The following is a 25956-nucleotide window of genomic DNA, read 5'->3' on the forward strand; positions in this document are numbered from 1 at the left end:
GCTCAAGCCTGTTCGGCTTCAATGACCATCACCGAGCCCCGATAGGCATGCCAACTGGCAAAGCCCAGCCAAGGACCAACCACCAGCAAGCCTGCAGCCGAAGGCCACATGGCCAAACCCACCAGCAGCGTGATGAGCGCACCCCACCACATAGCTACAGCGGTGCGATCAAAGAACACCCGCAGGCTGGTAATGCCTGCTGTAATGGCATCGGTGTCACGGTCCAAAATCATGGGGATTGACACCATCATGGTGGCAAACACCAAGCCTGCGAAGAAGCCACCCACGCACACATAAGCAGCCACGAACTCCCAGTTTTGAGGATTGAGAACAGCGTCCAGCGCAGTGGCCGTACTGGGCAATCCGCCGGTGTTGAAGAACACCGCAAACACGACCAACGACGCACGGCCCCACAACAGCTCAAGCAGCAACACAACCAACACCAACATGCTCATGCTGCCCATGTGCGATTTCCAACATGTGAGCGAGCTGCGAAAACTGGGGCGCTCACCACGCTCAAGATGCATGCTCACGTCATACAAACCCATCGCTAAAAATGGGCCGAGCAACAAACTGCCCGAAATGGCCGACAAGGTGTACTCGGGACTGCTTTTAAAAACGGCTGACACTACCAAGGCCATCGCCCAAAAACATGCACCGTAAAACAAGGCAATCCAAGGTTGGGCGCGCAAGTCACACAAACCATGCCACAGCCATTGCAAGGGGGCGAGCAAACCTATGGGATGAATCTCGATGCGTTCACGAGGTTGCGGGGTATCTTGTGGCTGCATCAGGCTCCCTCTCGAAGGTGTTTAGCTTGGCAAGCCCGCCTTGTTCAAAGCCTGCAAGATGTCTCGTTGTAAATCGCTCACGTCTTCTAAGCCAATGCAAAAACGCACAACCCGTCCACGCTGCAAATGTTCCGTCGATCGTTGTCGGCTTGAGGCCATGTTGTAAGGCATCACCAAACTCATGGGGCCACCCCAGCTGTAACCGATCTTGAACAGTTGCAGGCTATCGCAAAACGCATCCACTTGGTGAGCGGGGAAACGCGCATCCATCACCACACTGAAAATGCCAGCAGCTAGGCCTTGTGGGTTTTGCGGCGTCACACACAGCTGCTGCCAATGGTTGTGCCCAGGTGAAGCACTGAGCGCCGGATGTAGCACTTGGCTAAACGCTGCTTGCGATGCGCACCATGTGGCCAAGCTGCGTGCAGCAGTGTCTTGCGCCTTGTAACGCAAGGGCATAGACGCCAAAGAGCGCAACACCATCTCAGCATCGTTAGCCCCCACGCCAGTGCCCAAACGCATGTGGCTGAGCTTCAACACACGCGCCAACTCATCGCTGCGCGTGACGATGCTGCCCATCAACACATCACCACCGCCACTGGGGTATTTGGTGAGTGCGTGGATGGTCAAGTCCACACCTAGCTCGCCCTGCCCTGGTGTGAGGTCAAACGCGTTGAACGCGAGGCCTGCCCCCCAGGTGTTGTCGAGCGCGCACATCACGTCACGTGCTTTGCACAGCTGCACCAAGGCCACCAAATCTGGAAACTCCATCGTCACCGAACCCGCTGCTTCGAGCCACACCAAGCGTGTGCGCGGTGTGATGCGTGCGGCCAAATCCTTCACATCCAGTGGGTCGTACACCTGGTGCGTGACGCCAAACCGTGCCAACTCCCCCTCGGCCAAGGACTTGTTGGGTGCATAAGCGTTGTCTGGAATCAGCACCTCGTCACCCGTTTTGAGCAACGCAAAATCCACATGCGCGATCGCCGCTAAACCACTGGGCGTGAGGATGCAATGCTTGCCGCCCTCTAACGTGGCCAAGCGTTCTTCGAGCGTGAAAGTCGTGGGCGTGCCATGCAAGCCGTAGGTGTAAGCCGACTTGTCCATCCACTCACGCGTGCGCATGGCGGCCACATTGGGAAAGATCACTGTCGAGGCTTTGAACACACCGACTTGCGGCGCTTCAAATTCGGCGGGGGGTTGGTAGGCGTGGTGAATGAGGTCGGTGCTGCGGGTCATAAGCGCATATTACGACAGGCAAAAAAAAACTCCGCCGAAGCGGAGTTCAGATCGACAACCCGCAGTCAAGCGGTGAAGTCTGTGTGCGATGTGGCGATTTTCTGGCGCGCAGCGACTGATGAGCCACAGCGCGCACAGGCTTTACCGCTTGACGGAGCGAACACAGCTCGCCCAAGCGGAACTCTACCTATTAAACCTTCCACTTCTCCATCAAAGCCGCAGGACGCATGCTGTCATAGGGCTCAAAGGGTTGGTGAATCCAAGGGTTGGTTGGCAAGTAGTCCACGGAGTAGTCAGGCTTGAAAGACGACACGCCTTTGGTCCAAATCACAGCCGTACGCAACTCGGTGATGGGCTTGTAGTTGTTCTTGAGTTGGTCCACCACAGCCTTCAAAGTGTGGCCTGTGTCAGCCAAGTCATCGACCAACAACACCTTGCCAGCAATTTCACCTTTGGGTGTCGTGATGAAACGGGCGATGTCTAAGTGACCTTGCACGGTACCGGCATCGGCGCGGTACGAGCTGGTGGACATGATGGCCAAAGGCTTGTCAAAGATGCGAGACAAGATGTCGCCTGGGCGCATGCCGCCACGGGCCAAGCACAGAATGGTGTCAAATTCCCAGCCTGATTGATGAATCTTGATGGCGAGTTTTTCAATCAGGTTGTGGTACTCGTCGTAAGACACGTACAGGTGTTTGCCGTCTTCAGTCAACATGGTTTGATCCTTTAAAAATTAAGCGATGTAGGGGTGGGTCAACAAAATTGTGTGGTCACGGTCTGGGCTGGTCGACACCATGTGGATAGGCACGCCAGTGGTTTCGGCAATGCGGTTCAAGTAGTGCTGAGCGGCCTTGGGCAGCTTGGCGTAATCGGTCACGCCCACAGTGCTGTCAGTCCAGCCAGGGATGGTTTCGTAGATGGGTTTACAACGAGCAATCTCGTCAGCGCCCATGGGCAAGATGTCGATTTTTTCGCCGTCCAATTCGTAGCCCACGCACAAGAGCAATTCGGTCAAGCCGTCGAGCACGTCGAGCTTGGTGATGCACAAACCTGTGAGGCCGTTCACCTGAGCGCTGCGCTTGAGCAACGCGGCATCGAACCAACCGCAGCGGCGTGAGCGGCCAGTGGTCGTGCCCTTCTCTGCCCCGACGATCGACATGTGATACCCAGGAGTGCCTTCTTTTTCCCAATCGAGTTCGGTAGGGAATGGGCCACCGCCTACGCGTGTGCAGTAGGCCTTGGTGATGCCCAAGATGTAGTGCAGCATGCCAGGGCCAACGCCAGCGCCTGCAGCGGCGTTGCCGGCCACACAGTTGCTAGAGGTCACGAAGGGATAGGTGCCGTGGTCCACGTCGAGCAAGGTGCCTTGTGCGCCTTCAAACAACAGGTTAGCGCCGGCCTTGTTGGCTTCGTTCAACTCGCGTGACACGTCAGCCACCATCGGCAAGATTTCTTTGGCATAAGCCATGGCTTCGTTGTACACAGTATCGAAGTCCACAGCGGGTGCGTGCAAGATATCGACCAACACATGGTTGTGCAGCTCAAGGTTCTCGCGCAGTTTGGTAGCGAAGCGCTCTGGGTGCTTCAAATCTTGCACGCGCAAAGCACGGCGTGCAATTTTGTCTTCGTAGGCGGGGCCAATGCCGCGGCCTGTGGTGCCAATCTTGGCAGTACCGGCCTTCTCTTTGGCGGCTTCACGGGCCACGTCGATGGCAGCGTGGTAAGGCAGGATGAGTGGGCAAGCTTCGCTGATACGCAAGCGTGAACGCACTTCCACCCCCGCTTTTTCAAGACCTGCAATTTCTTCGAGCAACTTCGGTGCAGACAACACCACGCCGTTGCCGATGTAGCACTTGACGCCGGGGCGCATGATGCCGCTGGGGATCAAATGCAAGGCGGTTTTCACGCCGTTGATGACCAGGGTATGGCCTGCGTTGTGGCCACCTTGAAAACGCACCACACCCGTGGCGGTTTCGGTCAGCCAGTCAACCAATTTACCTTTGCCTTCGTCACCCCATTGGGTGCCGACGACGACGACGTTACGGCCTTTGGTAGCGGCCACGGTTTGTCCTTGGGTAGTGCTCATATCTACTCGATGATTTAAAAGATTAAAGGGCTTGCACAGCCCACTGGCCGGCGACTTCGATCAGTTCACGATCGCAATTGAATTCATCCACTTCGCTCTCATGGCCCGGCAACACGCAGACCACAGTTTCGCCATTGGCACGCAAGGTGGCAATGGCTTCGCGCAAACCTTTGGCGGTGCCCCAAGGCGCACGAATAGCGGCTTTGAGGGCGCGCTCGGGCACCACTTGCACCAGCTCCTTGAGGTCCAAGCTAAAGCCTACTGCAGGACGCTTACGTCCAAACACCGCGCCCACTTCGTCATAGCGGCCACCGCGCACCAAGGCATCGCTGGCACCTGGCACAAAGATGGCAAAGCGCACACCGCTGTAGTAGGCATAGCCGCGCAAATCGGCCAAGTCAAACGTGACAGCAACACCGCTCAAGTCAGTCGCAATTTGTCGCAATTCAGCCAAGGCTTGTAGGACCACTGGCCACGCAGCAAAGGCTTTTTCGGCTTGAGCCAACACAGATACGTCACCATACATGCCGACCAAAGCCACCAAGGCGGTTCGCACATTGGCCGGTAGGTTTTGCGTAAGGGCTTGAACACCCGAGGTGTCTTTGGCGGCCAAGGCGCTGTGCAAGGCATCGCGGACCTCTGAGGTCAAGCTCACACCTGCCAACAGGGCCGGCACGATGCGCGCATCGCTCAAGTCCACCGTGAACTGTTGGATGGACACAGCTTTCAAGCTGTCCAAAGCCAAATGCAGTACTTCGAGGTCCGCCTCGATGCCCGCATGGCCGTAGATTTCAGCACCAAACTGCAACGGTTCGCGGGTGGCAAACGGACGGTCTGGGCGGGTATGCAGCACGGGGCCGCAATAGCACAGGCGCGTCACGCCTGCGCGGTTGAGCAAATGGGCGTCGATGCGGGCCACTTGCGGCGTGGTATCAGCACGCAAGCCCAAGGTACGACCTGAGAGTTGGTCAACCAGTTTGAAGGTTTGTAAATCGAGTGCGCGGCCTGTGCCAGACAGCAAGGATTCGAGGTATTCGAGCAGCGGCGGCATGACCAGCTCGTAGCCGTAGCCTCTGGCTGTGTCGAGGTAGAGGCGACGCAGCTCTTCAATGTGCCGGGCCTCAGAAGGCAGAACATCGGCGATGTGATCCGGCAGAACCCAAGCAGACATGAAATTAAGGGAGGCTGTTAAAAACGTGATTTTACAGGGGTTCTCGGCCTCAACCGAGCCACCACAGCATCAAAACGCCAGCCAGCACGCAAACCAAGCCGAAAAATCGAATCTGACCGTCTTGCAACACCAGCAGTTGCGCCATTTTGTCGCGCCAACCTTGGGGGGACGCAAAGGGCATGATGCCTTCAAAAATCAGCATCAGCCCAAACGCGGCCCACAGCGTGTCGCTGTCTAAGCTCATACGAGGGGCCTTTTACTTCTTAGGCGCTGGGGCGCTGCCGCCACCGCTGCCACGCAGGGCTTTGAAGAAGTCGCTCGATGGATCAACCACCATCACGTCGCTCTTTTTGCTGAACGTGGTTTTATAGGCTTCTAAGCTGCGGTAGAACTGGGCAAAGTTGGCATCGCGGCCAAACGAGTCGGCATACAAACGCGCGGCTTCAGCATCGCCCTCACCTTTGATTTTTTGCGCTTCGCGGTAAGCGTTGGCCACGGTCACTTCACGTTGACGGTCGGCATCGGCACGGATTTTTTCGCCTTCAGCAGCGCCCATGGAGCGCAACTCGTTGGCCACGCGCTTGCGCTCGGCTTCCATGCGGCGGTAGACCGATTCGGTGATGGTGTCCACGTAGTCGGCACGGGTGATGCGCACGTCAATCACATCCACACCCCAGGGCTTGGCACCTTTCACCGCGGCGAGCACTTCACGCTTGACATCTGCCAGCAGTTCATCGCGCTTGAGCGAGAGCAACTCTTTCACGGTGCGTTTGTTGATTTCTTCTTGGAACGCGTTGCGCACCACGCGTGCGAGTTGAATCGAACCCGCGTTTTCATCCAAACCCACGTTACGAATGTATTGCGAGGGGTCGGTGATGCGCCAACGGGCATACCAATCGATCACCACGCGTTGCTTTTCAGCCGTGAGCATGGGCTCGGTGTCAGCGTTATCAAGCGTGAGCAAACGCTTGTCGATGTAGCTCACGTTTTGGAACGGCGGTGGCAACTTGATATTGAGGCCGGGTTCGGTGATGACGTTCTTGATTTGCCCAAACGAATACACCACGCCAAATTGGCGCTGGTCTACCACAAACAGCGTGGAGCTCAAGAGCGCCAATGCCACGAAAGCCGAAGAAATGTAAAAACCAATTTTGTTTTGTTGCATGTTCATCTCCCCGTTCAACGGCTGTCTCGGTCGCGTGAGCGGCCATCACGGGCACGTGCGTCAGTCGCTGGTGTGCTTGGGGTTACAGGTGCGTTGGCACCGTTATGTGCCGCGTCTGCAGGAGCAGCAACGGGGGCAGCACCTGTCGCTTGGGTTTGCTGAATGATTTTGTCCAAGGGCAAATACAACAAGTTAGAGCCTTGCTTGGTGTCCACCAACACCTTGGTGGTGTTGCTGTAAATCTGCTGCATGGCGTCGATGTACAAACGGTCGCGCATGACTTGCGGCGCTTTCTGGTATTCGCCCACGAGCGACTTGAAGCGTTGGGCATCACCCTCGGCTTGCGCCACGATACGCGCTTTGTAGCCATCGGCCTCTTGCTTCAAGCGCGAGGCCGCGCCCACGGCTCGGGGTACCACGTCGTTGGCATAGGCTTCGGCTTCGTTTTTGGCGCGCTCGCGTTCTTGACCGGCTTTGAGCACATCGTCAAACGCAGCTTGCACTTGCTCGGGTGGACGCACACCCCCTTGTTGCAAGTTGATGCCCACCACTTCCACACCCACTTTGTATTGGTCGAGAATGGCTTGCATGATCGTGCGAATGCGTGGACCAATTTGGTCACGCTCTTCGGACATGGCCGCATCCATCTTCATCTTGCCCACCACCTCGCGCACCGCAGTTTCAGCAGCTTGCACCACGGTTTCGGTCGGGTTCTTGGTCTCAAACAAATAAGCACGTGCATCGGTCAAACGGTATTGCACAGCAAATTTGATTTCGAGGATGTTTTCGTCTTCGGTCAGCATGGCCGACTCGCGCAGCCCCGTAGCTTTGACGATGTTGTCGCGCCCCACATCGACCGAGCGAATTTGCGTGACCTGCACCAACTCATGGCGCTGGAACGGATAAGGCAAACGCCAATTAAAACCGGCCCCCACGGTGGAGCTGTAACGACCAAACTGGGTAATGACCGCCTGCTGGCCTTCTTGCACGATGAAGAACCCAGTGCTCATCCAAATGGCCAACACCACAGCGCCAATCACGCCCACACCCAAACGTGCCGCTTTGAAATCAGGACCTTTGGAGCCGTTCGAGCCACCATTGTTGTTGGGAGGTTCACCTCCGTTTTTGCCGCCAAACAAGCCGCCAAGCTTGGCATTGAAATCACGCCACAACTCATCCAAATCGGGCGGGCCACCAGCACCTGCAGGCGGGCGTGATGGCTCTTGCGGCTTTTTCTCGTCGCTGGACGCAGGGGGCTGCTGGCCCGCATTCGGGTCAAACGTGGGGTTGCCGTCTTTGTCGCGGCCCCAGCGGCTGTCGTTGAGGTTGAACGTGTTCATGCGCATCGTTGTTTTTTCTCTGAAGTCTTCGATTGTGCCTAAGGATTCAGGCCTCATTCCAATTCCTGCGAATTTGCATGGTCTTCGGGCAGATCGACCACGGCCTCGTTGGCCAAGAACTCCCGCAAAGCACCTAAACCCTCGCCTGTTTGAGCGCTCACAAAAAAGCGTGGCACGTTGTACCCATCCACCTCGTAGTGGTCGTGCAGTTGGTGTGGACGTGATTCAGGGCTCATGGCATCGAGCTTGTTGAAGACCAACACCTGCGGTACATCGGCCGCGCCAATTTCAGCCAACACCTTCTGCACCTCGTCCATTTGCTCAGGGTAATTGGGATTTGAGGCATCCACCACATGCATGAGCAGCGTGGCATCAGCCGCCTCTTGCAAGGTGGCTTGGAAGGCATCAATCAAGCCGTGCGGTAAATCACGAATGAAACCCACCGTGTCAGACAGCGACACCGATCGACCTGTGCCATCCGCATGGCCCAGATACAACTGACGTGTGGTGGTGTCTAGCGTGGCAAACAGCTGGTCGGCTGCATAAGCGCGAGCTTTGACCAAGGCGTTGAACAACGTGGATTTGCCTGCGTTGGTGTAGCCCACCAACGAAATCGTGAAAGCGTCACGGCGGTTGCGCTGGCGGCGTTGCGTACTGCGCTGCTTTTTGACTTTCTCCAGCCGCTCTTTGGTGCGCTTGATGGCGTCGTTGATCATGCGGCGGTCCAGCTCAATCTGGGTCTCGCCGGGGCCACCGCGCATACCGATACCGCCGCTTTGGCGCTCCAAGTGCGACCAGCGGCGCACCAAGCGCGTGCTGAGGTATTGCAGCTTGGCCAACTCGACTTGTAACTTGCCTTCGTGGCTACGGGCGCGTTGGGCAAAAATTTCCAAGATCAACAAAGTGCGATCGTTCACCGCCACGCCCATGTGGCGCTCGAGGTTGCGCTGCTGCGCTGGGCTGAGCGACTGGTCAAACAAAATCTCGGTGGCGCCGTGCATGAGGGCCAGCTCTTTGATTTCATCAGCTTTACCGCTGCCCACAAACAGAGCGGCATCAGGCGCTTTGCGTTTGCAGGTGATGCGCGCCACGGGCTTTAAGCCGGCTGTTTCGGCCAAAAGCCCAAGTTCTTCTAGCTCACCATCGAAATGCGGCAAGCCAAAATCGACGCCCACCAAAATGGTGGCACCAACAGTTTTTGGAGGGGTCTCGTTCAAGCGGTCAATCTAAAAATAAGGCGTAAAAAAAGGGCTAAACAGCCCTTTTTGCAGAGCCCTCAAGCTCAGGCTTCGGGCGAGCTGCCTGTGCCATCGGTGGGGTTGAAGTTCACAGCGCGGCCCGGCACGATGGTCGAGATAGCGTGCTTGTAAACCATTTGTGTCACGGTGTTGCGCAACAACACCACGTATTGGTCAAATGATTCGATTTGGCCTTGCAGCTTGATGCCGTTGACCAAATAAATGGACACGGGCACATGCTCGCGGCGCAGGATATTGAGGAATGGGTCTTGCAACAGTTGGCCTTTGTTCTTTGAGTTGTCGGTGTTCACGATATTCTCCGTGTCTGTGTAGTTGAAAGAAAACCCACGTTACCACATTGCGATAAAGCTGATGCGATCAGTCGTCTTTATCGGCGTAAGGGTTACTTGAGGTCTTCATCTCAATCCGCAAGGGGGTCCCCTCCAAATTGAAGGCCTTGCGAAAGCGCCCTTCTAAGAACCGCTTGTAGGCGTCGGTCACATGCTCCAAAGAGTTGCCGTGAATCACGATGATGGGCGGGTTCATGCCGCCTTGGTGTGCATAGCGCAGCTTGGGGCGGTACATGCCACCACGCTGCGGCGACTGGAACTGCACAGCCTCAAGCAACAAACGGGTGAGTACCGGCGTCGGCATTTTGCACATGGCAGCACGGTGCGCCTGGGCAATGGCACCCCATAAAGGCCCCAAGCCTTGGCGCTTCTTGGCCGAAATGAAATGCATGGCCGCAAACTTCAAGAACGGCAAGCGAGTTTCAATAGAGCGCATCAGCAATTCGCGCTGGTACGAATCCACGGCATCCCATTTGTTCACGGCCACCACCACAGCGCGACCACTTTCCAAGATGTAGCCAGCAATGTGTGCGTCTTGGTCGGTCACACCTTGGGTCGCGTCAAGCAACAGCAACACCACGTTGGCCGACTCGATGGCTTGCAAGGTTTTGACCACAGAGAACTTCTCGATGGCTTCAAACACCTTGCCTTTGCGTCGCAAGCCTGCCGTGTCAATGAGTTCAAACATCTGGCCGTTGCGCTCGAACGGCACGCTGATGGCATCACGCGTGGTCCCTGGCATGTCAAATGCAACCAAACGTTCTTCACCCAACCAGGTGTTGATGAGGGTCGATTTGCCCACGTTGGGACGGCCCGCCACGGCGAGCTTGATGGTGCCATCGTCTTGCTTGTCGGCATCGTCATCTGGATCTGCCAAGTTCAACGGAGCCAAGGCATTGGCCATCATGGTGCGAATGCCTTGACCATGAGAGGCCGATACAGGCAACACCTCGCCAAGACCCAGTTCGTAGAACTCGACCAACTGAGCGCCCTCTTTCATGCCCTCGGCTTTGTTGGCCACCAAAATGGTGGGCTTGCCCAAGCGACGCAAGTAGTTGGCGATGTCGTGGTCTTGGGCCGAAATGCCACCACGGGCGTCCACCACAAACACCACCACATCAGCTTCGGCCACCGCTTGCTGGGTTTGACGGGCCATCTCTTTGTAGATGCCGTGGTCGGCCGTGGGCTCGAAACCGCCCGTGTCAATGACGATGAATTCGTGCTTTTCAAAACGGGCGTTGCCGTAGTGACGGTCACGCGTCAGACCCGCGAAGTCGGCCACGATCGCATCACGCGATTTGGTCAAACGGTTGAACAACGTGGACTTGCCAACGTTGGGACGGCCCACCAGAGCCAATACGGGTTTCAAAACTTAATCCTTTAACTTCCCGATCACGGGATTTGGAGGCCCGTCACGCGACCTTCGCGTGTGACCACCACATAACGACCACCAGCAAACACAGGAGCAGTCGCCAACGCTTCACCTTCAAGCTTGATGCGGTTAAGCAACGCGCCATCGGTCAGTGACAGCAAGTACAGCCAACCGCCGTTGTCCGCCAAGAGCACACCACGAGGCGTGACCAAAGGCGCACTCAAGACACGGTATTTCAAGCGTTCTGTGTCCCATAGACGTTCGCCATTGCTTCGGTTAAAGGCTTGCACCACGCCGTTGGACAAGGCAGCGACCACCAGGGTCTCGTTACCGCTGACCCCATTTTCACCCACGGATGGACGGGTCCAGACGCCCTGCCCACGCTCTGCATTCACACACCCCACAGAGGCCTGAAACGCGCGCACGCACACAACGTCACCCACACGATCAAACGGTGCGGTTAAGTCGACCAAGCGCTCAATGTCATTCGTTCCACGAGGTGTGGCAACAGCCGACTCCCAACGAATCACCCCTGTGCTTGGGTCTAAACCAGCCAAACGCCCAGACAAACCCACCACTAGGGTATTTTTCACTGCAAGCATGACACCTGCTTGCTTCAAAACCAGAGGCTCACCAGGACGCTGTTGCGTCCAAAGCTGACGACCGGTCGCGCCATCAAACGCCAGAACCGATCGATCCGCTGTGAGCACAAAGACGCGAGCCCCAGCAACCAATGGCGCTGTGAAGGATTGTGCGGGCAAACTTTTACGCCATTGCACTTTGCCATCTTGCAAAGTGACCAACTCGTTGTTGCGCGTCACCACGGCCAACTGTTGACCATCGCTACCCACGCCAGCAGACAAGGGCTGATCGAGTTTCAAGCGCCACACCTCTTTGCCGGATGCTGCATCTAAGACAGCAACCACACCCTGACCGCTGGCCAAGGCAACGCGGTCACCTCGAGCCGAGACCACCAAAGGAAAGTCAACTTGACCAAGATTTGCTTGCCAGCTGATGCGAACATCTTGCAGCACAGGCACGCCCTGAATTTCCGTAGGCTTGGGGCGTGATGGGCCTGAACAGGCCGCCAGAGCCATGCACACGCCCACCCAACTGAGGCGCGTCAGCGTGATCCAACGAGACGAGGTGATGTTCACTTTTTACCCTCCACAGCAGGTGCATCTTCTGGATCAGCGCCCAAAGCGGCCAATTTAACGGCCACCAAACGACGGTACTCCGCGTTGGGTTCAAAGCTTTTCCAGGCATTTTTGTAGTGTTGACTTGCTTCTGCTGGCTGTGCTTGCAACATGGCCAAATCACCCAAGCGGTCAGCCATCAAAGGTGCGAAGGCGTCTGGAGTTTTGGCAGTGAGCAGTTTGCGAGCGTCATCGTAGGCTTTGTCTTCCACCAAAATTGACGCCAAACGCAACCGAGCCAATGCTTGGTAGCCTTCATCGCTGGCTTTGTCGATGACCCATGTCAACTGGCTCTTCGCGTCCGTTTTGCGATCGGTGTCTTGATACACGCGTGCTGCCAACAAGGCAGCTTGCTGCGCGTAGGTGGTGGAGGCAAATTTATCTTTGATGTCAGAGACCGAACGATCCAACAAAGCCGAGTCTTTGCTGAGGGCAGCGCGCTCTACCGTGTCATACAACGCAGCCGCTTGTGCCGCTTGTTTGCTTTGGTACGACTGCCAGCCCATCCACGCGGCGTAGCCACCCAAGACAACGATCAACACCCAGGTGATGAGGTCGCCCCAGCGCTTCCAAAAGTGCTTGAGTTCGTCAAGTTGTTCTTGTTCTTCGAGGTCGAGGTGCGATGCCATGGTCTGGATACTTTGACTAAAAATTTAGCGGATTGTAGGGGGCTGCTTGCTGCTTGGCATTCAAGCCGCAACAGGCGACTGATCGAGCTTGGCTTGCACACGGGCGGTCACGTCCGCCAAAGGCACAGCCTCTTGCGCACCCGCGCCATCGCGCAAGGCTTTGAGGGTCACTTCGCCACGGGCCAATTCGTCGCCACCAAAAATGAGGCCTAGCTGCGCACCGCTGCCATCGGCTTTTTTAAACTGCGATTTCATGCTGCCCATGCCCTCGCCTGCCCCTGCGTGCATTTGCACCGACACACCATGCGCACGCAAAGCCTGTACGGTTTTGAACACCACAGGCAAAGCCGCAGCATCGGGCACGATGGCGTACACATCAGGCCCCTTGGGTTCGGGCAAGGTGCCCTGCTCTTTGAGCAATTCGAGCACACGCTCCACGCCTAAGGCCCAGCCCACGGCGGGTGCGGGCTTGCCGCCCACTTGCTCAATCAGGTAGTCGTAACGACCGCCACCGCAAATCGTGCCTTGCGAGCCGAGGCTTTCTGTGACGAACTCGAACACGGTGAGGTTGTAGTAGTCCATGCCACGCACCAAACGTGGGTTGATGCGGTAGGCAACGCCACTCGCATCCAAAATGGCTTTGACCGCGTTGAAGTGGGCCAGCGAGGCTTCGCCCAAAAAGTCGATCAACTTCGGCGCAGCTTCGACCACGGCTTGCATGACGGGGTTTTTGGTGTCCAAGATGCGTAAAGGGTTGCTGTGCAAACGGCGCTTGGCTTCTTCGTCCAGCACATCCATGTGCGCTTCCAAGTGCGCGATGAGTGCGGCACGGTGGGCGGCACGTTCGTTGGGCTGACCCAAGCTGTTGAGCTCTAGGCGCACATCTTGGATGCCCAGCTCTTGCCACAAGGTATGGGCCAACAAAATCAACTCGGCATCCACCTCTGCGCCTGGAAAACCCAAGGCCTCCGCGCCGATTTGGTGGAACTGACGGTAGCGGCCACGCTGGGGACGCTCGTGGCGGAACATGGGCCCCATGTAGTACAGACGCTGCCCACCGTTGTAGAGCATGTTGTGCTCGACCACGGCGCGCACAACACCGGCGGTGGCTTCGGGGCGCAGCGTGAGTTGCTCGCCGTTCAAGCGGTCTTCAAAGGAGTACATCTCCTTTTCCACAATGTCGGTCACCTCGCCCAAGCCACGCACAAACAAGGCAGTGGGTTCGACGATGGGCGTGCGCAGATTGCGATAGGCGTGACGCGCCATCAAGTTGCGCACTTTGTCTTCGAGCCATTCCCAATGCGCCGACTGAGGCGGCAGCAAGTCGTTCATGCCTTTGACGGCGGTCAGAGCTTGGGCTTTGGAGGGCTTGGTTGTTTTGTGGTCTGTCGTCACGGTCAGGCTGCGCTGGCTTTAGCCAAAGCGCTTTTCAATGTAGTTTTCAACAATTTGGTGGAACTCTTGCGCGATGTTGTCGCCGCGCAAGGTCATGGCTTTTTCGCCGTCAATGAACACGGGCGCCGCAGGCGCTTCGCCGCTGCCAGGCAGGCTGATGCCGATATCGGCATGCTTGCTCTCGCCGGGGCCGTTGACGATGCAGCCCATCACCGCGACCTTGAGGTTTTCCACCCCAGGGTATTGGTTGCGCCACACGGGCATTTGGGCGCGCAAGAAGTCGTCAATATCTTTGGCGAGTTCTTGGAAGGTGGTGCTGGTGGTGCGACCACAGCCGGGGCATGCGGTCACGCTGGGTACAAAAGTGCGCAGGCCCAGGGCTTGCAAAATTTCAGAGGCCACCACCACCTCTTGTGTGCGTGCTTCGCCGGGCTGCGGTGTGAGCGAAACGCGAATGGTGTCGCCAATGCCTTCTTGCAAAAGAATAGACAAAGCCGTGGTCGAAGCCACCGTGCCTTTGGTGCCCATGCCAGCTTCGGTCAGGCCCAAATGCAGCGGGTAGTTGCAACGCTGGGCCAGCTCGCGGTACACCGCGATCAGGTCTTGCACGCCGCTGACTTTGCAGCTGAGCAAAATCTGATGCGCAGGCATGCCCATGCTTTGTGCCAACTTGGCGGAGTCGATGGCCGAGGTGATGAGTGCTTCGTACATCACTTGCTTGGCGTCGAAGGGCTGCGCACGCTTGGCGTTTTCGTCCATCAACTTGGCGAGCAACTCTTGGTCAAGGCTGCCCCAGTTCACGCCGATGCGCACGGCTTTGTCGTAGCGCATCGCGGCTTCAATCATTTGGCCAAATTGTTTGTCGTGCTTGTCGCCCTTGCCCACGTTGCCGGGGTTGATGCGGTACTTCGACAAAGCTTGCGCGCAATCGGGAAACTCAGTGAGCAAGCGGTGGCCGTTGTAGTGAAAGTCACCAATCAAAGGGACGTTGATGCCCATCTTGTCGAGCTGTTCGCGCACATGCGGCACAGCAGCAGCGGCTTCGGGTGTGTTGACCGTGATGCGCACGAGTTCAGAACCCGCCAAAGCCAACTCTTTGATTTGAATCGCCGTGCCAATCGCGTCCACCGTATCGGTATTCGTCATGGACTGCACACGCACTGGGGCATCGCCACCGACGGTGACCACATGACTACCCCACGCCACGCGCGCTTGCAAGCTGCGACGCGCCGAAGGCTGTGACAAGGCAATGCCTTGGGACTGAATGTTATTTGCCATCCGGGGCTCCCGAAGCACTGGCAGCAGGCCCAGGTGCTTGGCCATTTGTCGCTTGTGCTGCTTGTGCGGCGACCGCAGCTGACTGCACAGTGGTGACCACCATGTTGCCAGACACGTTTTCAATGGCTGAGGCCGGCGCTTCGGTAGAAGGCAACGCGACAGCCGACGATTCCACGGGTATCACCACCTCGCCAGAACTTGGCTCATCTTTGAACACCAACAAACTGTGAAGCTCTGGCCAAAAGCCAATGACCAAGGCGATAGCCAGGATCATCATGGCTGCCCAGCGCATGGGCGTGAACAAACGAACCACCACCACAAAGCTGGATTGCGGCAAGAAAGAAGGACGGTCCAAGGGAAAATCCAAACCGCGTTCATTTTTGGCAGCTAACCGCGAGACATCGTGTCCTGGCAACAAGGCCAACACAGGCGCAGCGTCGCTCTTGAGTTGACGACAAACCGCCAAAGTCAAAGCACGAGCAAACATCGCATCTGGCAAATCGTCGAGTCGATCATCTTCCAATGCTTGAAGTTTCGCTGGCGACACTCGCAGGGCTTGTGCCAACACATCGAGCTTGAAGCCTTGATCTTCGCGGTATTGGCGCAGCAATGCACCGGCTGTGGTGCTAGGGCTGGTCGATGGGATTGTGTCTTCAGTCATTCGTGGTCAGGAGATGAGATGTCAATGGTTGCGACTGGGGGCTGCGGCCTGTGCCGATGCACGTTGCTGACACATCACCACAGCTTTTGTGGTTTTGTCAGCGTATCGATAGCTTGGCTGCGACAAGGCGTTGGCAAACTGGGCTTGGGCCTCGGTGAATTGGTTTTGTTCGCACAAGAACCAACCGTAGTTGTGTTGAATGGCCGCCAACTCGGCAGAACGCACAGGTGGCATCGACGCGAGTTGCAGCGCTTGCTCAAAACTTTGCTGCGCCAATTTAGGCGCGTTGCCGCGCTGGTGAATCAAACCAAGCAACCCGTAAGCTTCGGCAAATTGCGGGTCGATTTGCAACGCGGCACGCACTTCTTGCTGCGCCACATCGGTTTGGTTGTGTTCGTAATACGCAGTGGCCAAGCTCAAGCGACGCATGGCGCGTTCGCGTATGGCACTGGGCTCAGAGTGTGTGAGCGCGTCTAGCTGAAAAGTTGCTGAGCCGCATGCGCTTAAAACACACAAAGCGGCGATGCAGACTGAAAAATGCCAACGCCTGCTACTCATGACGACACCTGTGTGAGCGTAATGATGCGTTGTTTGGCAATGCGCTCGTCCACGCGCGTGCGATCTTTGACGTCGCCCGCGAGTTGGCCGCAAGCGGCATCAATGTCGTCACCGCGCGTCTTTCGCACCGTGGTGATGATGCCTGCTTCGCTGAGTTGAGCCGCAAAGGCTTTGACCGTGGCCGCGTTGGAACGCGTGAGGCCCGAAGCAGGAAATGGGTTGAACGGAATCAGATTGAACTTACAAGGCACGCCCTCGCCAAGCCCACGCTTGGGTTTGACCAAGTCAATCAAGGCTTGCGCATGCTCGGGTTGGTCATTCACGCCATCCAACATGCAGTATTCAAACGTGATGAAGTCACGCGGCGCGTGCGCCAAGTAGCGGCGGCAAGCGTCCATCAACTCGTGCAGGGGATATTTGCGGTTGAGCGGCACCAAGTTGTCACGCAGCGCATCATTGGGCGCATGCAGCGACACGGCCAAAGCCACGGGGCAATCTTCGCCCAAGCGATCCATCATGGGCACCACGCCCGAGGTGGACACCGTCACACGACGACGTGACAAACCGTAGCCATGGTCGTCCAACATCGAGCGCAGCGCGGGCACCAAGGCGCTGTAGTTTTGCAGCGGCTCGCCCATGCCCATCATCACCACGTTGGAGATGACACGCTCGGTCGTGTTGAACTGCTTGCGCAGCGTGTGCTCGGCAAACCAGAGTTGCGACAAAATTTCGCCGGTGGTGAGGTTGCGGCTAAAACCTTGATGACCCGTGGAGCAAAAGCGGCAGCCCACGGCGCAACCCGCTTGTGATGAGACGCACAAGGTACCTCGGTCGTCTTCAGGAATAAACACGGTTTCGACGGCATTGCCGTCACCCACGTCAAACAACCACTTGATGGTGCCGTCGGCGGAGTCGTGTCTGGAAATGGGGGTGAGTGGCTGAACCTGCGCGCAGGTCTTCAGCTTTTCGCGCAGCGACTTGGCGAGATCAGACATCTGATCAAAGTCTTGTGCGCCTTTTTGGTGGATCCAACGGAACAGCTGTGTGGCGCGAAAGCGTTTTTCGCCCAAGCGCTCACAAAAAACGGCCAAACCGTCGAGATCAAAATCAAGCAGGTTGGCCGTCATTTTTATTCGCCAACGCGATGGTGACCCACCGCGTCAATTGGCTATTAGTGACCGTAAACGTTCATGCCAGCGAAGAAGAAGCTGATTTCAGCAGCTGCTGTCTCTGGGCCATCAGAACCGTGCACAGCGTTGGCATCGATGCTGTCAGCGAAGTCAGCGCGGATGGTGCCAGGAGCGGCTTCTTTGGGGTTGGTTGCGCCCATCAGGTCACGGTTTTTCAAGATAGCGCCTTCGCCTTCGAGCACTTGGATCATGACAGGGCCAGAGACCATGAAGTCAACCAAATCTTTGAAGAAAGGACGTGCTTTGTGCACAGCGTAGAACTGCTCGGCTTCGCCGCGTGACAGGTGAGCCATGCGAGCAGCCACAACTTTCAAGCCAGCAGCTTCGAAGCGAGCGTAGATTTGGCCGATGACGTTCTTGGCAACTGCGTCTGGCTTGATGATGGAGAGAGTACGTTCGGTCATTTGGTTTTTCCCTGTATTGACTGTGATTGAAACTTTTATACGCGAGGCGCGAAGCCCGCTATTTTAACCGTTTCAAGGGATTTCCCTTGAAACACCCACCGTTTTTGGTGCATCTTCGCTGCGATTTATCGGCCACCTCGGCCGCCCTGGCCACGATTGCCACCACCTGAGCGGCCACCACCAAAGCTGCCGCCGGCTGAACCGCCTCGACGTGGTGCGCCGTTAGAGGGGCGTGGACCACCGACGAGGCCAGCTTTGAAGGCTTTTTGGCCGTCTTTTTTGCGTTGACGTTCGATGGCGTAACTATCGGCACCGATGTAGCCCACCGAGGTTTGCATCGGGTCAGGCTGCTGCGTGCGCTCTTGCGGTTTGCCACCACGACGACGCTCTGTGCGCACCAAACGCTCAGGTCCGCTGCGCTCTTCGGGGGCACGCGGGGTCGATGGGCGTGGGCCCACGCTGTTACCGCGGCGGCGGCTGTTGGCGCGTTCATTACGGTCATGACGTGAAGGGCCGCTTTGCAACGGCGCTTCAGCACCGGCGGCTTCCATCAAGGCACGGATGTCGCGCTCGCCGAGCTCGACAAACGCACCGCGCTTCAAGCCGCGCGGCAACACCATGGCGCCGTAACGGATACGAATCAAACGACTCACAGCGTGACCGACAGCCTCGAACATGCGGCGCACTTCGCGGTTACGGCCTTCGGAGATCGTGACGCGGTACCAGCAGTTAGACCCTTCACCACCACCCTCTTCGATCGAACCAAATTGGGCTGGGCCATCGTCGAGTTGAATGCCGGTGATGAGTTGTTCTTTTTGGTCTTTGCTGAGTTTGCCCAGCGAGCGAACGGCGTATTCGCGTTGCAGGCCAAAGCGGGGGTGCATGAGTTGGTTGGCCAGTTCGCCAGAGCTGGTGAACAACAACAAGCCTTCGGTGTTCAAGTCCAAACGGCCCACCGATTGCCATTTGCCTTGGTACAGGCGTGGCAAACGACGGAACACGGTGGGACGGTTTTGCGGATCGTCGGTGGTGACCACTTCGCCCGCAGGCTTGTGGTACGCGATCACACGCGGTGGCGGCGGCGCAATGCGCACCTTGAGCTGGCGGCCATTGACCTTGATTTGGTCACCAAACTGCACGCGTTGGCCGACGTGGGCCACTTCGTTGTTGACTGACACATGGCCTTCGGCAATCAGGCGCTCCATCTCAATGCGTGAGCCCAAGCCCGACTGGGCCAAGACTTTGTGCAACTTGGGCGATTCGGGTTGCGGCAACAGCACACGTTTTTCGGGGGCAGATTCGGCGCGAATGAGCTCGGCGTCGAACTCGCCAGACACCACATCGTCGAAATCAAAAGTCGTGTCGTCGTCTTCTAAAAATTCGTCGTGCGTCGTTTGGTTTGGTTTGCCACCCAGGCCGTTGGATTTAGTGTTCATGTGTCTCGTCGCCGTTTGAGGCGGGGTCTCTGGGGGAGGAAAGTTCAAAAATAGGCGCATCCGCGTTGTCGGCAGCGGGCACCTCAATCACCACGGCTTCGCCGTCGGTGGGCTCTAAGGCCATGTCCAATTGCAAAGACGGATCGGCTTCACCCAAACGAGCAAACGCATTGGCTTGCGCTTGGTCGCTGTCAAACACGGGTAATTGGTCCAGCGAGGCTAGACCCAAGTCGTCCAAAAACTGGCGCGTGGTGGCGTACAACGAAGGACGGCCCACGGTTTCTCGGTGGCCAATGACCTCCACCCACCCTCGGTCTTCGAGTTGTTTGATGACGAGAGAGTTAACTGTCACGCCACGGATGTCTTCCATGTCGCCACGTGTCACGGGCTGGCGGTAGGCGATGATGGCCAAAGTTTCCATCACAGCACGCGAGTACTTGGGCGGCTTCTCAGGATTGAGTCTGTCCAAAAACTCGCGCATTTCTGGTCGGCTTTGAAAACGCCAGCCTGTGGCCACTTGCACCAGCTCAACGCCGCGCTGAGCCCAGTCGAGCTGCAGCTCTTCGAGCAAAGTGCGAATGGTGTCGGCGCCCAAGGCGTCAGCAAACAGCACGCGCAAATCGCGAATCTGGATGGGTTGGTGCGAACAAATCAGGGCGGTCTCAAGTACGCGCTTGGCATCCACGGTGTTCATCGTGCGAGTTCCGGGTCAAGGGTCGAGGAAATAAGGGGCGGATGCGGGGCATCGGCAAGTCAGAGCCAAAGGGCTCACCGCTTTCACAAGCGTGAGCGCGTATTGTACCGGAGGCCGTTTTTAGGCAGATTCGGGCCGTTTGAGACCCAAAACAGCCAGCAGATGAACCATGTCGTCTGGCAACGGCGCCTCAAACTCAAGCGCCTCCCCGCTGATGGGATGGTCAAAACTTAAACGAAAGGCGTGCAAAGCTTGGCGCTCAATGCCCATGTTCATGGGGCCCGCATACAAAGCATCCCCTACCAACGGGTGACCAAAATGCGCCATGTGAACACGGATTTGATGGGTGCGACCTGTGTGCAAGGTGCATTGCACCAAGCAAGCCTCTTCTTGACTGCTCAAACACTCGAATGTCGTGTGCGCTTCTTTGCCAGGCAGGCGCTCGAGATCGACCACAGCCATGCGCAAGCGGTTTTTGTAATCACGACCGATCGCGGCCACCACATCACGCACAGGTTGCCCCACCCATTTGCGGTAGGCCACAGCCAAGTATTCGCGATGGACATGACGCTCGGCAATCATGGCCACCAAAGCATCCATGGCGCGACGGGTACGCGCCACGATCATGAGGCCGCTGGTGTCTTTGTCTAAGCGGTGCACGATGCCAGCACGCGGCAGCATCACCGCTTGCGGGTCCATCGCCAACAAGCCATTGAGCAAGGTACCGCTCCAATTACCGGGCGCGGGGTGTACCACCAAGCCAGCGGGTTTGAAGAGCACGCGCAGATCCTCATCCTCATAAATCACATTCAATGGAATGTTTTCTGGCTTGAAGGCCTGGCTTTGCGGCGTGGGTTTCAAAGTGAGCTGGTAGCGCTCGCCCATGCGCACTTTCGCCGAAGCCTTCGTCATCACACGCGGCGTGGGCAGCACACAGCTGACAAAACCATCCCCCAAGAGCTGTTGCGAGTAGCTGCGAGAAAACTCAGGCAATAACACCGCCAGTGCACGGTCTAAACGTTCACCATGCAACGCTGTCGGAATTTCAAGCTCACGGGTTTCAACATCAGCCTCCTCGACAAAATCGCTCTGTTCGTCGAGCAAAACGTCCTCCGAGTCGCAGGCTTGAGTGGATGGCTGTGCCGATAGAATGGTTTGACTTTGATTCAAGAGGTAGACCTGTGGTGTTACGACTCAAATTATCGACGGTGTGGATGGCCCTTGGCCTGTCAACGGCCATTCTTTTCACAGGATGTGCTGACAGCAATTACGACCCAACCAAAGATTGGAGCAACGACAAGCTGTTTAGCGAGGCGAAAGATGAGCTCGCTGCAGGAGCTTATGACAAGGCCATTGGCATGTACGAAAAGCTCGAAGGTCGCGCTGCAGGCACCGCCTTAGCTCAGCAGGCGCAGCTAGATAAAGCATGGGCTCAATACAAAACCAACGAACCCGTTCAAGCTGTTGCGACGCTGGATCGTTTCATCAAACTGCACCCCGCAAGTCCAGCGTTGGACTATGCGCTGTACTTAAAAGGCTTGGTGAACTTCAACGATAACTTGGGCGTGATGTCGTCACTCGCTGAACAAGACCTCGCCGAACGCGACCCCAAACAAGCCAAAGAATCTTTCGAAGCCTTCCGCGAGCTGGTAGTTCGCTTCCCCTCATCCAAATATGCAGAAGATGCACGTCTTCGCATGGCGTTCATCAAAAACTCATTGGCGCGTTCTGATGTGCATGTGGCTCGATTTTACTTTCAACGTGGCGCTTACGTTGCAGCCATCAACCGAGCCCAAACCACGGTACAAGAGTACCGCGATGTGCCCGCAGTGGAAGAAGCGTTGTTCATCATGGTTCAAAGCTACGACAAGCTTGGATTGGTACAACTTCGTGATGACACAAAACGTGTCTTAGAGAAGTCTTATCCCAACAGCACCTTTGTCTATCCAGACCGGGCAGCCCCTAAAAAGTCTTGGTGGCAACTCTGGTGAGAAAGTCTTGGTGAAGCGCCTCGAGCGCTTCAACCAATTCCTCATTCGTCTGCACCTGACGCATTGGCGGCAACGCGGCGATCAAGCGGCGGCCGTAGCCTGTGGTAACCAAACGGTTGTCGCACACCACCAATGCCCCTCGATCGGACTCCGTGCGAATCAAACGTCCGGCCCCTTGCTTCAAAGCCACCACGGCTTCAGGTACAAAATAGTCGTTGAAAGGGCTGCGACCTTGCAACTCCAATCGCTTGCTGCGTGCTTCGACCAAGGGGTCATTGGGTGGCGGAAACGGCAGCTTGTCGATAACGACCAGCTGCAGCGCATCACCCGGCACATCAAACCCTTCCCAAAAAGTGGCCGAGGCGACCAAGACACAGCCCGCCTCTCCCACATGAGCACCTTCACGAAACCGCTCCATCAGATGGCGCTTAGGCCATTCGCCCTGCACCAACACCTCAACCCCTGAGCCTTCAAGCTGCTGCTTCAGCACATCACCAATCACACGCAAAGCGCGTAAGGTGGTGGTGAGCACCAAGGTGCGCCCCCCTAAACAACGCACCGCATTGCTGGCAATGGTCGCAACTTGTGAACTGTGCGCGGGATCGTTTGGACGCACGATATCTCGCGGCACATACAACGATGCTTGTGCAGGGTAATCAAACGGGCTGCTCACGCGCAGCACGGTCGCAGACTCTAAGCCACATGGCTCCGTGAACCAACGCAAGCGTGGATCATCCCCCAAGGTCGCCGAGGTAAACACCCAAGCCCGAGGGCGTGTATCTGCATCAGCCACGGCATCTTCTTCGATGACAGGCGACTGCGTCATCAAGCGCTCACGCACTGTCTCTGCGATGTCCAAAGGCGCTTCCATCAAGCGCATTTGCGATGCACTCACATCCACCCAACGCACAGCATCAGGGGCACAAGGGTTCAAGAAGGCATCCACACGCTTGGCCATTTCAGCCACACGGTCATGCAAGCGCATGAAGTCAGGCGCAATTTCACTGACGGTGTCTAGCGCGTGAAGCGCTTGCACACATGCTGCACCGACATCTTCTAGTGACTGCATCCATGCGCCAACATGAATACCCTCTGGCGCCTGTTCCGTCCAGCGCAGCTTCACGGCGCCCATGCGCTTGCCACCGATTAAGCGCAATTCTCGCGTGGCTCTCTCAAGGCCAGAACACACGCCCTGCCAATCGGCCAAGCCGCGCGCCAACTGCAAGCCCGTCGCCAATAGATCGCGCGTCACATCTAGCAACTGCGCTGTGCCTAATTGATGCCCTAAAAAATTGACGCCTACTTCATTGAGTTGGTGCGCCTCGTCAAAAATCACCACACGCACACTTGGCAACAGCTCGGCCATCCCCGTTTCACGGACCGCCATATCAGCAAAAAACAAATGGTGGTTAATGACCACCACATCAGCCCCCAGAGCTTCACGACGAGCTGCATTGACGTGGCAAGTTTTGAATTTGGAACACTGAGAACCCAAACAGTTTTCACGGTTAGATGTGATGAGTGGAATCAATGGAGAACGCTCATCCAGACCGGGCAACTCTGCCAAATCACCCGTACGTGTGCTGAGTGACCATGTTTCGACGCGGGACAGCAGATGGACCGTGTGTCGATCTGAAATTTGTGTGTCACGCCGCGCCATTTCCATGCGGTGCGTGCACAAGTAACTCGAGCGGCCTTTGAGCAAGGCTAAGCGAATGGGTAAGTTCAGCGCCTGCACCAAGCGTGGCAAATCGCGCGCAAACAGCTGATCTTGCAAGGCCTTGGTGGCCGTCGACAACAAGACACGTTCACCACTCAACAAAGCAGGCACCAAATAGGCAAAGGTTTTACCTACGCCCGTCCCGGCCTCCACCACCAGGCTCCCGCCATGAGCCACGACATCGGCCACAGCCAATGCCATGTCGGTTTGACCTTGACGAGGCGTAAAGTGGTCGGTGGCACGTTCGAGCACACCTAAAGGTGCAAAAGCTTCTTGCACCAAATCATGCAGAGGGTGACTCATCGATTGGGAGGGGGTAGCGGCGCAGCTGGCTCACCCTTGCGCTCACGCAATTTTTTAGCAACGTCCTCTCGGTGCTGGGCTGCATCACGGAGTTTTTGCTCGTAATCCCCCCGTTTAGTGCCCTTCAGCGCATGGTCAAGCTGTTTTTGAGCGTTGGCGTCGGCACGCTCTTTGGCGGCAAGAATCGCAGCAGCACGATTCGCTTCGGCTTTTTTCTGTTCAGCCTCACTGTTGCGTTCAGCCAGAGAGCGACGCGTATTCTCTGATTGAATTTGTCGCTCTTGGGCGTTGAATCGGAGCTCATCGACACGCAGCAGCGTATCCGCATCGATTCGACGATCGCGTGCTTTCAAACGACAGCTGGTGACATCAAACTTTTGGTAGCACTGGGCCAACTCTTGTTTGTATTGATCTTCAAGTGCTTGGCGGGCTGCCGTCAAGCGTGCGCGCTCCAACTCACGTTCAGCATCCCTTTGCTCTGTGGCATCCGAAGTGACATCGGCGGAGATAGTAGTTTGCGCGCGAGCAGCGCACGCGAACAAACATAGACAAGCGAGCAAAAATGAGACTAACTTTTTCATGTGAGCCCCGTATCCACGGTGCGACGTTCTAGCGCCAAGAACTCGGCCGATTGCATCTCGTTCAAACGCGACACCGTACGTGGAAACTCGTGCGACATCGGCCCCTCTGTGTAAAGCTCTTCAGGGGATACAGCCGCAGACATCATGAGCTTGACGCGACGGTCGTACAACACGTCCACCAACCAAGTGAAACGACGTGCCTCAGAAGCACGGTTCACTGGCATGTGCGGCACATCACTCAGCAACACAGTATGAAACTGGCTCGCAATTTCTAAGTAATCATTTTGCGAGCGAGGACCGCCACACAGATCTTTGAAATCAAACCACACCACACCACCAGCGCGGCGACGTGCTTTGATTTTGCGTGCCTCGATATGCAATATGGGGTCTTCATCTTGACATTCCGCCAAACGGTTGAACGCTTCTGTCATCTTGGCATCGGTGGCTTCACCTAGAGGCTGCAAGTACAGATCCACTTGTTCTAAGGTGCGACGGCGGTAGTCGGTGCCGTTGTCCACATTGAGCACTTGCATGCGCTCGTTGAGCAAATCAATCGCGGGCAAGATGCGGTCACGGTGCAAGCCATTGGGATACAAACCATTGGGCTCGAAGTTAGATGTCGTGACAAAGCCCACGCCGTTGTCAAACAAAGACACCAGCAAACGATGCAAGATCATGGCATCGGTGATGTCAGCCACATGAAACTCGTCAAAGCAAATGAGTTTGTAGCGTTTGGAAATGTTTTTACCCAACACATCCAGCGGATTTACTGTGCCTTGCAAGTCACGCAACTCACGATGAACTTCACGCATGAATTCGTGAAAGTGCAAACGGGTTTTGCGCTTGATGGACACCGCTTCAAAAAAGCAATCCATCAAAAAGCTCTTACCGCGCCCTACCCCACCGAACATATAAACGCCTTTTGGAATCTCGGATCGATTGACGAGCTTTTTCAATGCGTTCGAACGCTTCGCACGATACGCATCCCAGTCGGCCGCGCAACGCTCAAGCGCCTCAATGGCGCGCAATTGCGCAGGGTCACTTTGAAAGCCTCGTGCCTCAAGTTCTCTGAGGTAATTTTGGTAAACAGGTTTGTGCTCTGACATAGGGCTCTATTGTGCCTTGCCCATGAAAAAAGCCCGCCGGTGAGAGCGGGCTTTTAGGCGCA

26 protein-coding genes are annotated in these 25956 nt (G+C 56.6%); 1 reads left to right on the forward strand and 25 read right to left on the reverse strand.

Translation table 11 applies throughout. The features are described 5' to 3' along the window. Positions 1-2 precede the first annotated feature (2 nt). The 22 genes from QMG27_RS06850 to QMG27_RS06955 form a co-directional block, all read right to left on the reverse strand. Complete coding sequence (locus QMG27_RS06850; RefSeq protein WP_281810322.1) at positions 3-791, reverse strand: DUF2189 domain-containing protein; 789 nt, start codon at positions 789-791, stop codon at positions 3-5. Between the two features lie 21 nt (positions 792-812). Next, positions 813-2030: a PLP-dependent transferase gene (locus QMG27_RS06855; RefSeq protein ID WP_281810323.1), complete on the reverse strand. Its 1218-nt coding sequence runs from the start codon at positions 2028-2030 to the stop codon at positions 813-815. 190 nt (positions 2031-2220) lie between these two features. Then, the gene (locus tag QMG27_RS06860) at positions 2221-2745 is read right to left on the reverse strand and encodes a phosphoribosyltransferase (protein ID WP_281810324.1); all 525 of its coding nucleotides are present in this window, start codon (positions 2743-2745) and stop codon (positions 2221-2223) included. 18 nt (positions 2746-2763) lie between these two features. Then, a complete protein-coding gene (locus QMG27_RS06865) occupies positions 2764-4116 on the reverse strand; it encodes an adenylosuccinate synthase (protein WP_281810325.1) in 1353 nt (450 codons plus the stop codon). 22 nt (positions 4117-4138) lie between these two features. Continuing rightward, the gene (locus QMG27_RS06870; protein ID WP_281810326.1) at positions 4139-5287 is read right to left on the reverse strand and encodes an ATP phosphoribosyltransferase regulatory subunit; all 1149 of its coding nucleotides are present in this window, start codon (positions 5285-5287) and stop codon (positions 4139-4141) included. Between the two features lie 49 nt (positions 5288-5336). Then, a complete protein-coding gene (locus tag QMG27_RS06875) occupies positions 5337-5531 on the reverse strand; it encodes a DUF2065 domain-containing protein (protein ID WP_281810328.1) in 195 nt (64 codons plus the stop codon). Positions 5532-5543: 12 nt separating this feature from the next. Beyond that, entirely contained in the window at positions 5544-6452 is a 909-nt protein-coding gene (gene hflC / locus QMG27_RS06880; protein ID WP_281810329.1) for a protease modulator HflC, read from the reverse strand. 14 nt (positions 6453-6466) lie between these two features. Continuing rightward, a complete protein-coding gene (gene hflK / locus QMG27_RS06885) occupies positions 6467-7792 on the reverse strand; it encodes an FtsH protease activity modulator HflK (RefSeq protein ID WP_281810330.1) in 1326 nt (441 codons plus the stop codon). A gap of 53 nt (positions 7793-7845) precedes the next feature. Next, positions 7846-9009 (reverse strand): GTPase HflX, encoded by a 1164-nt coding sequence (gene hflX, locus QMG27_RS06890; protein ID WP_281810331.1) that lies wholly within the window; start codon positions 9007-9009, stop codon positions 7846-7848. Between the two features lie 65 nt (positions 9010-9074). After that, positions 9075-9341 carry an RNA chaperone Hfq gene (hfq, locus tag QMG27_RS06895; protein ID WP_281810332.1) on the reverse strand — a complete coding sequence of 89 codons (267 nt, stop codon included), beginning with the start codon at positions 9339-9341 and terminating at the stop codon, positions 9075-9077. Between the two features lie 67 nt (positions 9342-9408). After that, on the reverse strand, positions 9409-10749 hold the full coding sequence (der, locus tag QMG27_RS06900; protein WP_281810333.1) for a ribosome biogenesis GTPase Der: 1341 nt from the start codon (positions 10747-10749) through the stop codon (positions 9409-9411). Positions 10750-10772: 23 nt separating this feature from the next. Further along, on the reverse strand, positions 10773-11909 hold the full coding sequence (bamB, locus tag QMG27_RS06905; protein ID WP_281810334.1) for an outer membrane protein assembly factor BamB: 1137 nt from the start codon (positions 11907-11909) through the stop codon (positions 10773-10775). Continuing rightward, positions 11906-12577, reverse strand: coding sequence for a tetratricopeptide repeat protein (locus tag QMG27_RS06910; protein ID WP_281810335.1), 672 nt, complete (start codon positions 12575-12577; stop codon positions 11906-11908). Before QMG27_RS06910 ends, bamB begins: the two co-directional genes overlap by 4 nt. Before the next feature lie 60 nt (positions 12578-12637). After that, a complete protein-coding gene (gene hisS, locus QMG27_RS06915) occupies positions 12638-13909 on the reverse strand; it encodes a histidine--tRNA ligase (RefSeq protein ID WP_281814551.1) in 1272 nt (423 codons plus the stop codon). 81 nt (positions 13910-13990) lie between these two features. Then, complete coding sequence (gene ispG, locus QMG27_RS06920; protein WP_281810336.1) at positions 13991-15250, reverse strand: flavodoxin-dependent (E)-4-hydroxy-3-methylbut-2-enyl-diphosphate synthase; 1260 nt, start codon at positions 15248-15250, stop codon at positions 13991-13993. Further along, the gene (locus tag QMG27_RS06925) at positions 15240-15911 is read right to left on the reverse strand and encodes a helix-turn-helix domain-containing protein (protein WP_281810337.1); all 672 of its coding nucleotides are present in this window, start codon (positions 15909-15911) and stop codon (positions 15240-15242) included. Before QMG27_RS06925 ends, ispG begins: the two co-directional genes overlap by 11 nt. Positions 15912-15932: 21 nt before the next feature. Then, the gene (locus QMG27_RS06930) at positions 15933-16469 is read right to left on the reverse strand and encodes a hypothetical protein (RefSeq protein ID WP_281810338.1); all 537 of its coding nucleotides are present in this window, start codon (positions 16467-16469) and stop codon (positions 15933-15935) included. Then, positions 16466-17596 carry a 23S rRNA (adenine(2503)-C(2))-methyltransferase RlmN gene (rlmN, locus tag QMG27_RS06935; protein WP_281810339.1) on the reverse strand — a complete coding sequence of 377 codons (1131 nt, stop codon included), beginning with the start codon at positions 17594-17596 and terminating at the stop codon, positions 16466-16468. Before rlmN ends, QMG27_RS06930 begins: the two co-directional genes overlap by 4 nt. A 44-nt stretch (positions 17597-17640) precedes the next feature. Next, positions 17641-18063: a nucleoside-diphosphate kinase gene (gene ndk, locus QMG27_RS06940; RefSeq protein ID WP_281810340.1), complete on the reverse strand. Its 423-nt coding sequence runs from the start codon at positions 18061-18063 to the stop codon at positions 17641-17643. Between the two features lie 125 nt (positions 18064-18188). Continuing rightward, complete coding sequence (locus QMG27_RS06945) at positions 18189-19499, reverse strand: pseudouridine synthase (RefSeq protein WP_281810341.1); 1311 nt, start codon at positions 19497-19499, stop codon at positions 18189-18191. Next, positions 19489-20193: an SMC-Scp complex subunit ScpB gene (gene scpB / locus QMG27_RS06950; RefSeq protein WP_281810342.1), complete on the reverse strand. Its 705-nt coding sequence runs from the start codon at positions 20191-20193 to the stop codon at positions 19489-19491. The genes QMG27_RS06945 and scpB overlap by 11 nt, the downstream gene beginning before the upstream one ends. A gap of 120 nt (positions 20194-20313) precedes the next feature. Beyond that, positions 20314-21297, reverse strand: a complete 984-nt coding sequence (locus QMG27_RS06955; protein ID WP_281810343.1) for an RluA family pseudouridine synthase — start codon at positions 21295-21297, stop codon at positions 20314-20316. 110 nt (positions 21298-21407) lie between these two features. On the opposite strand from QMG27_RS06955, the gene QMG27_RS06960 reads away from it, so the two are divergent. Then, a complete protein-coding gene (locus tag QMG27_RS06960; RefSeq protein ID WP_281814553.1) occupies positions 21408-22184 on the forward strand; it encodes an outer membrane protein assembly factor BamD in 777 nt (258 codons plus the stop codon). On the opposite strand, the gene QMG27_RS06965 is transcribed toward QMG27_RS06960, so the two are convergent. Genes QMG27_RS06965 through zapE form a run of 3 tightly spaced genes read right to left on the reverse strand, consistent with a single transcriptional unit; the run spans position 22156 to position 25894 of the window. Continuing rightward, the gene (locus QMG27_RS06965) at positions 22156-24207 is read right to left on the reverse strand and encodes an ATP-dependent DNA helicase (protein ID WP_281810344.1); all 2052 of its coding nucleotides are present in this window, start codon (positions 24205-24207) and stop codon (positions 22156-22158) included. The two genes, QMG27_RS06960 and QMG27_RS06965, sit on opposite strands and share 29 nt — an antisense overlap. Beyond that, entirely contained in the window at positions 24204-24788 is a 585-nt protein-coding gene (locus QMG27_RS06970) for a hypothetical protein (RefSeq protein WP_281810345.1), read from the reverse strand. The genes QMG27_RS06965 and QMG27_RS06970 overlap by 4 nt, the downstream gene beginning before the upstream one ends. Beyond that, on the reverse strand, positions 24785-25894 hold the full coding sequence (gene zapE / locus QMG27_RS06975; protein ID WP_281810346.1) for a cell division protein ZapE: 1110 nt from the start codon (positions 25892-25894) through the stop codon (positions 24785-24787). The genes QMG27_RS06970 and zapE overlap by 4 nt, the downstream gene beginning before the upstream one ends. Between the last annotated feature and the right edge of the window lie 62 nt (positions 25895-25956).

It is taken from the genome of Limnohabitans sp. MORI2 (assembly GCF_027925025.1).
Taxonomy (GTDB): domain Bacteria; phylum Pseudomonadota; class Gammaproteobacteria; order Burkholderiales; family Burkholderiaceae_C; genus Limnohabitans.

Excerpts from the sequence above, each read along its gene's own strand:
- QMG27_RS06850 (WP_281810322.1), bottom strand. The coding sequence starts at position 791 with ATGCAGCCACAAGATACCCCGCAACCTCGTGAACGCATCGAGATTCAT.
- QMG27_RS06855 (WP_281810323.1), bottom strand. The coding sequence starts at position 2,030 with ATGACCCGCAGCACCGACCTCATTCACCACGCCTACCAACCCCCCGCC.
- QMG27_RS06860 (WP_281810324.1), bottom strand. The coding sequence starts at position 2,745 with ATGTTGACTGAAGACGGCAAACACCTGTACGTGTCTTACGACGAGTAC.
- QMG27_RS06865 (WP_281810325.1), bottom strand. The coding sequence starts at position 4,116 with ATGAGCACTACCCAAGGACAAACCGTGGCCGCTACCAAAGGCCGTAAC.
- QMG27_RS06870 (WP_281810326.1), bottom strand. The coding sequence starts at position 5,287 with ATGTCTGCTTGGGTTCTGCCGGATCACATCGCCGATGTTCTGCCTTCT.
- QMG27_RS06875 (WP_281810328.1), bottom strand. The coding sequence starts at position 5,531 with ATGAGCTTAGACAGCGACACGCTGTGGGCCGCGTTTGGGCTGATGCTG.
- hflC (WP_281810329.1), bottom strand. The coding sequence starts at position 6,452 with ATGCAACAAAACAAAATTGGTTTTTACATTTCTTCGGCTTTCGTGGCA.
- hflK (WP_281810330.1), bottom strand. The coding sequence starts at position 7,792 with ATGAACACGTTCAACCTCAACGACAGCCGCTGGGGCCGCGACAAAGAC.
- QMG27_RS06910 (WP_281810335.1), bottom strand. The coding sequence starts at position 12,577 with ATGGCATCGCACCTCGACCTCGAAGAACAAGAACAACTTGACGAACTC.
- hisS (WP_281814551.1), bottom strand. The coding sequence starts at position 13,909 with ATGAACGACTTGCTGCCGCCTCAGTCGGCGCATTGGGAATGGCTCGAA.
- ispG (WP_281810336.1), bottom strand. The coding sequence starts at position 15,250 with ATGGCAAATAACATTCAGTCCCAAGGCATTGCCTTGTCACAGCCTTCG.
- QMG27_RS06925 (WP_281810337.1), bottom strand. The coding sequence starts at position 15,911 with ATGACTGAAGACACAATCCCATCGACCAGCCCTAGCACCACAGCCGGT.
- QMG27_RS06930 (WP_281810338.1), bottom strand. The coding sequence starts at position 16,469 with ATGAGTAGCAGGCGTTGGCATTTTTCAGTCTGCATCGCCGCTTTGTGT.
- rlmN (WP_281810339.1), bottom strand. The coding sequence starts at position 17,596 with ATGACGGCCAACCTGCTTGATTTTGATCTCGACGGTTTGGCCGTTTTT.
- ndk (WP_281810340.1), bottom strand. The coding sequence starts at position 18,063 with ATGACCGAACGTACTCTCTCCATCATCAAGCCAGACGCAGTTGCCAAG.
- QMG27_RS06945 (WP_281810341.1), bottom strand. The coding sequence starts at position 19,499 with ATGAACACTAAATCCAACGGCCTGGGTGGCAAACCAAACCAAACGACG.
- scpB (WP_281810342.1), bottom strand. The coding sequence starts at position 20,193 with ATGAACACCGTGGATGCCAAGCGCGTACTTGAGACCGCCCTGATTTGT.
- QMG27_RS06960 (WP_281814553.1), top strand. The coding sequence starts at position 21,408 with ATGGCCCTTGGCCTGTCAACGGCCATTCTTTTCACAGGATGTGCTGAC.
- QMG27_RS06965 (WP_281810344.1), bottom strand. The coding sequence starts at position 24,207 with ATGAGTCACCCTCTGCATGATTTGGTGCAAGAAGCTTTTGCACCTTTA.
- QMG27_RS06970 (WP_281810345.1), bottom strand. The coding sequence starts at position 24,788 with ATGAAAAAGTTAGTCTCATTTTTGCTCGCTTGTCTATGTTTGTTCGCG.
- zapE (WP_281810346.1), bottom strand. The coding sequence starts at position 25,894 with ATGTCAGAGCACAAACCTGTTTACCAAAATTACCTCAGAGAACTTGAG.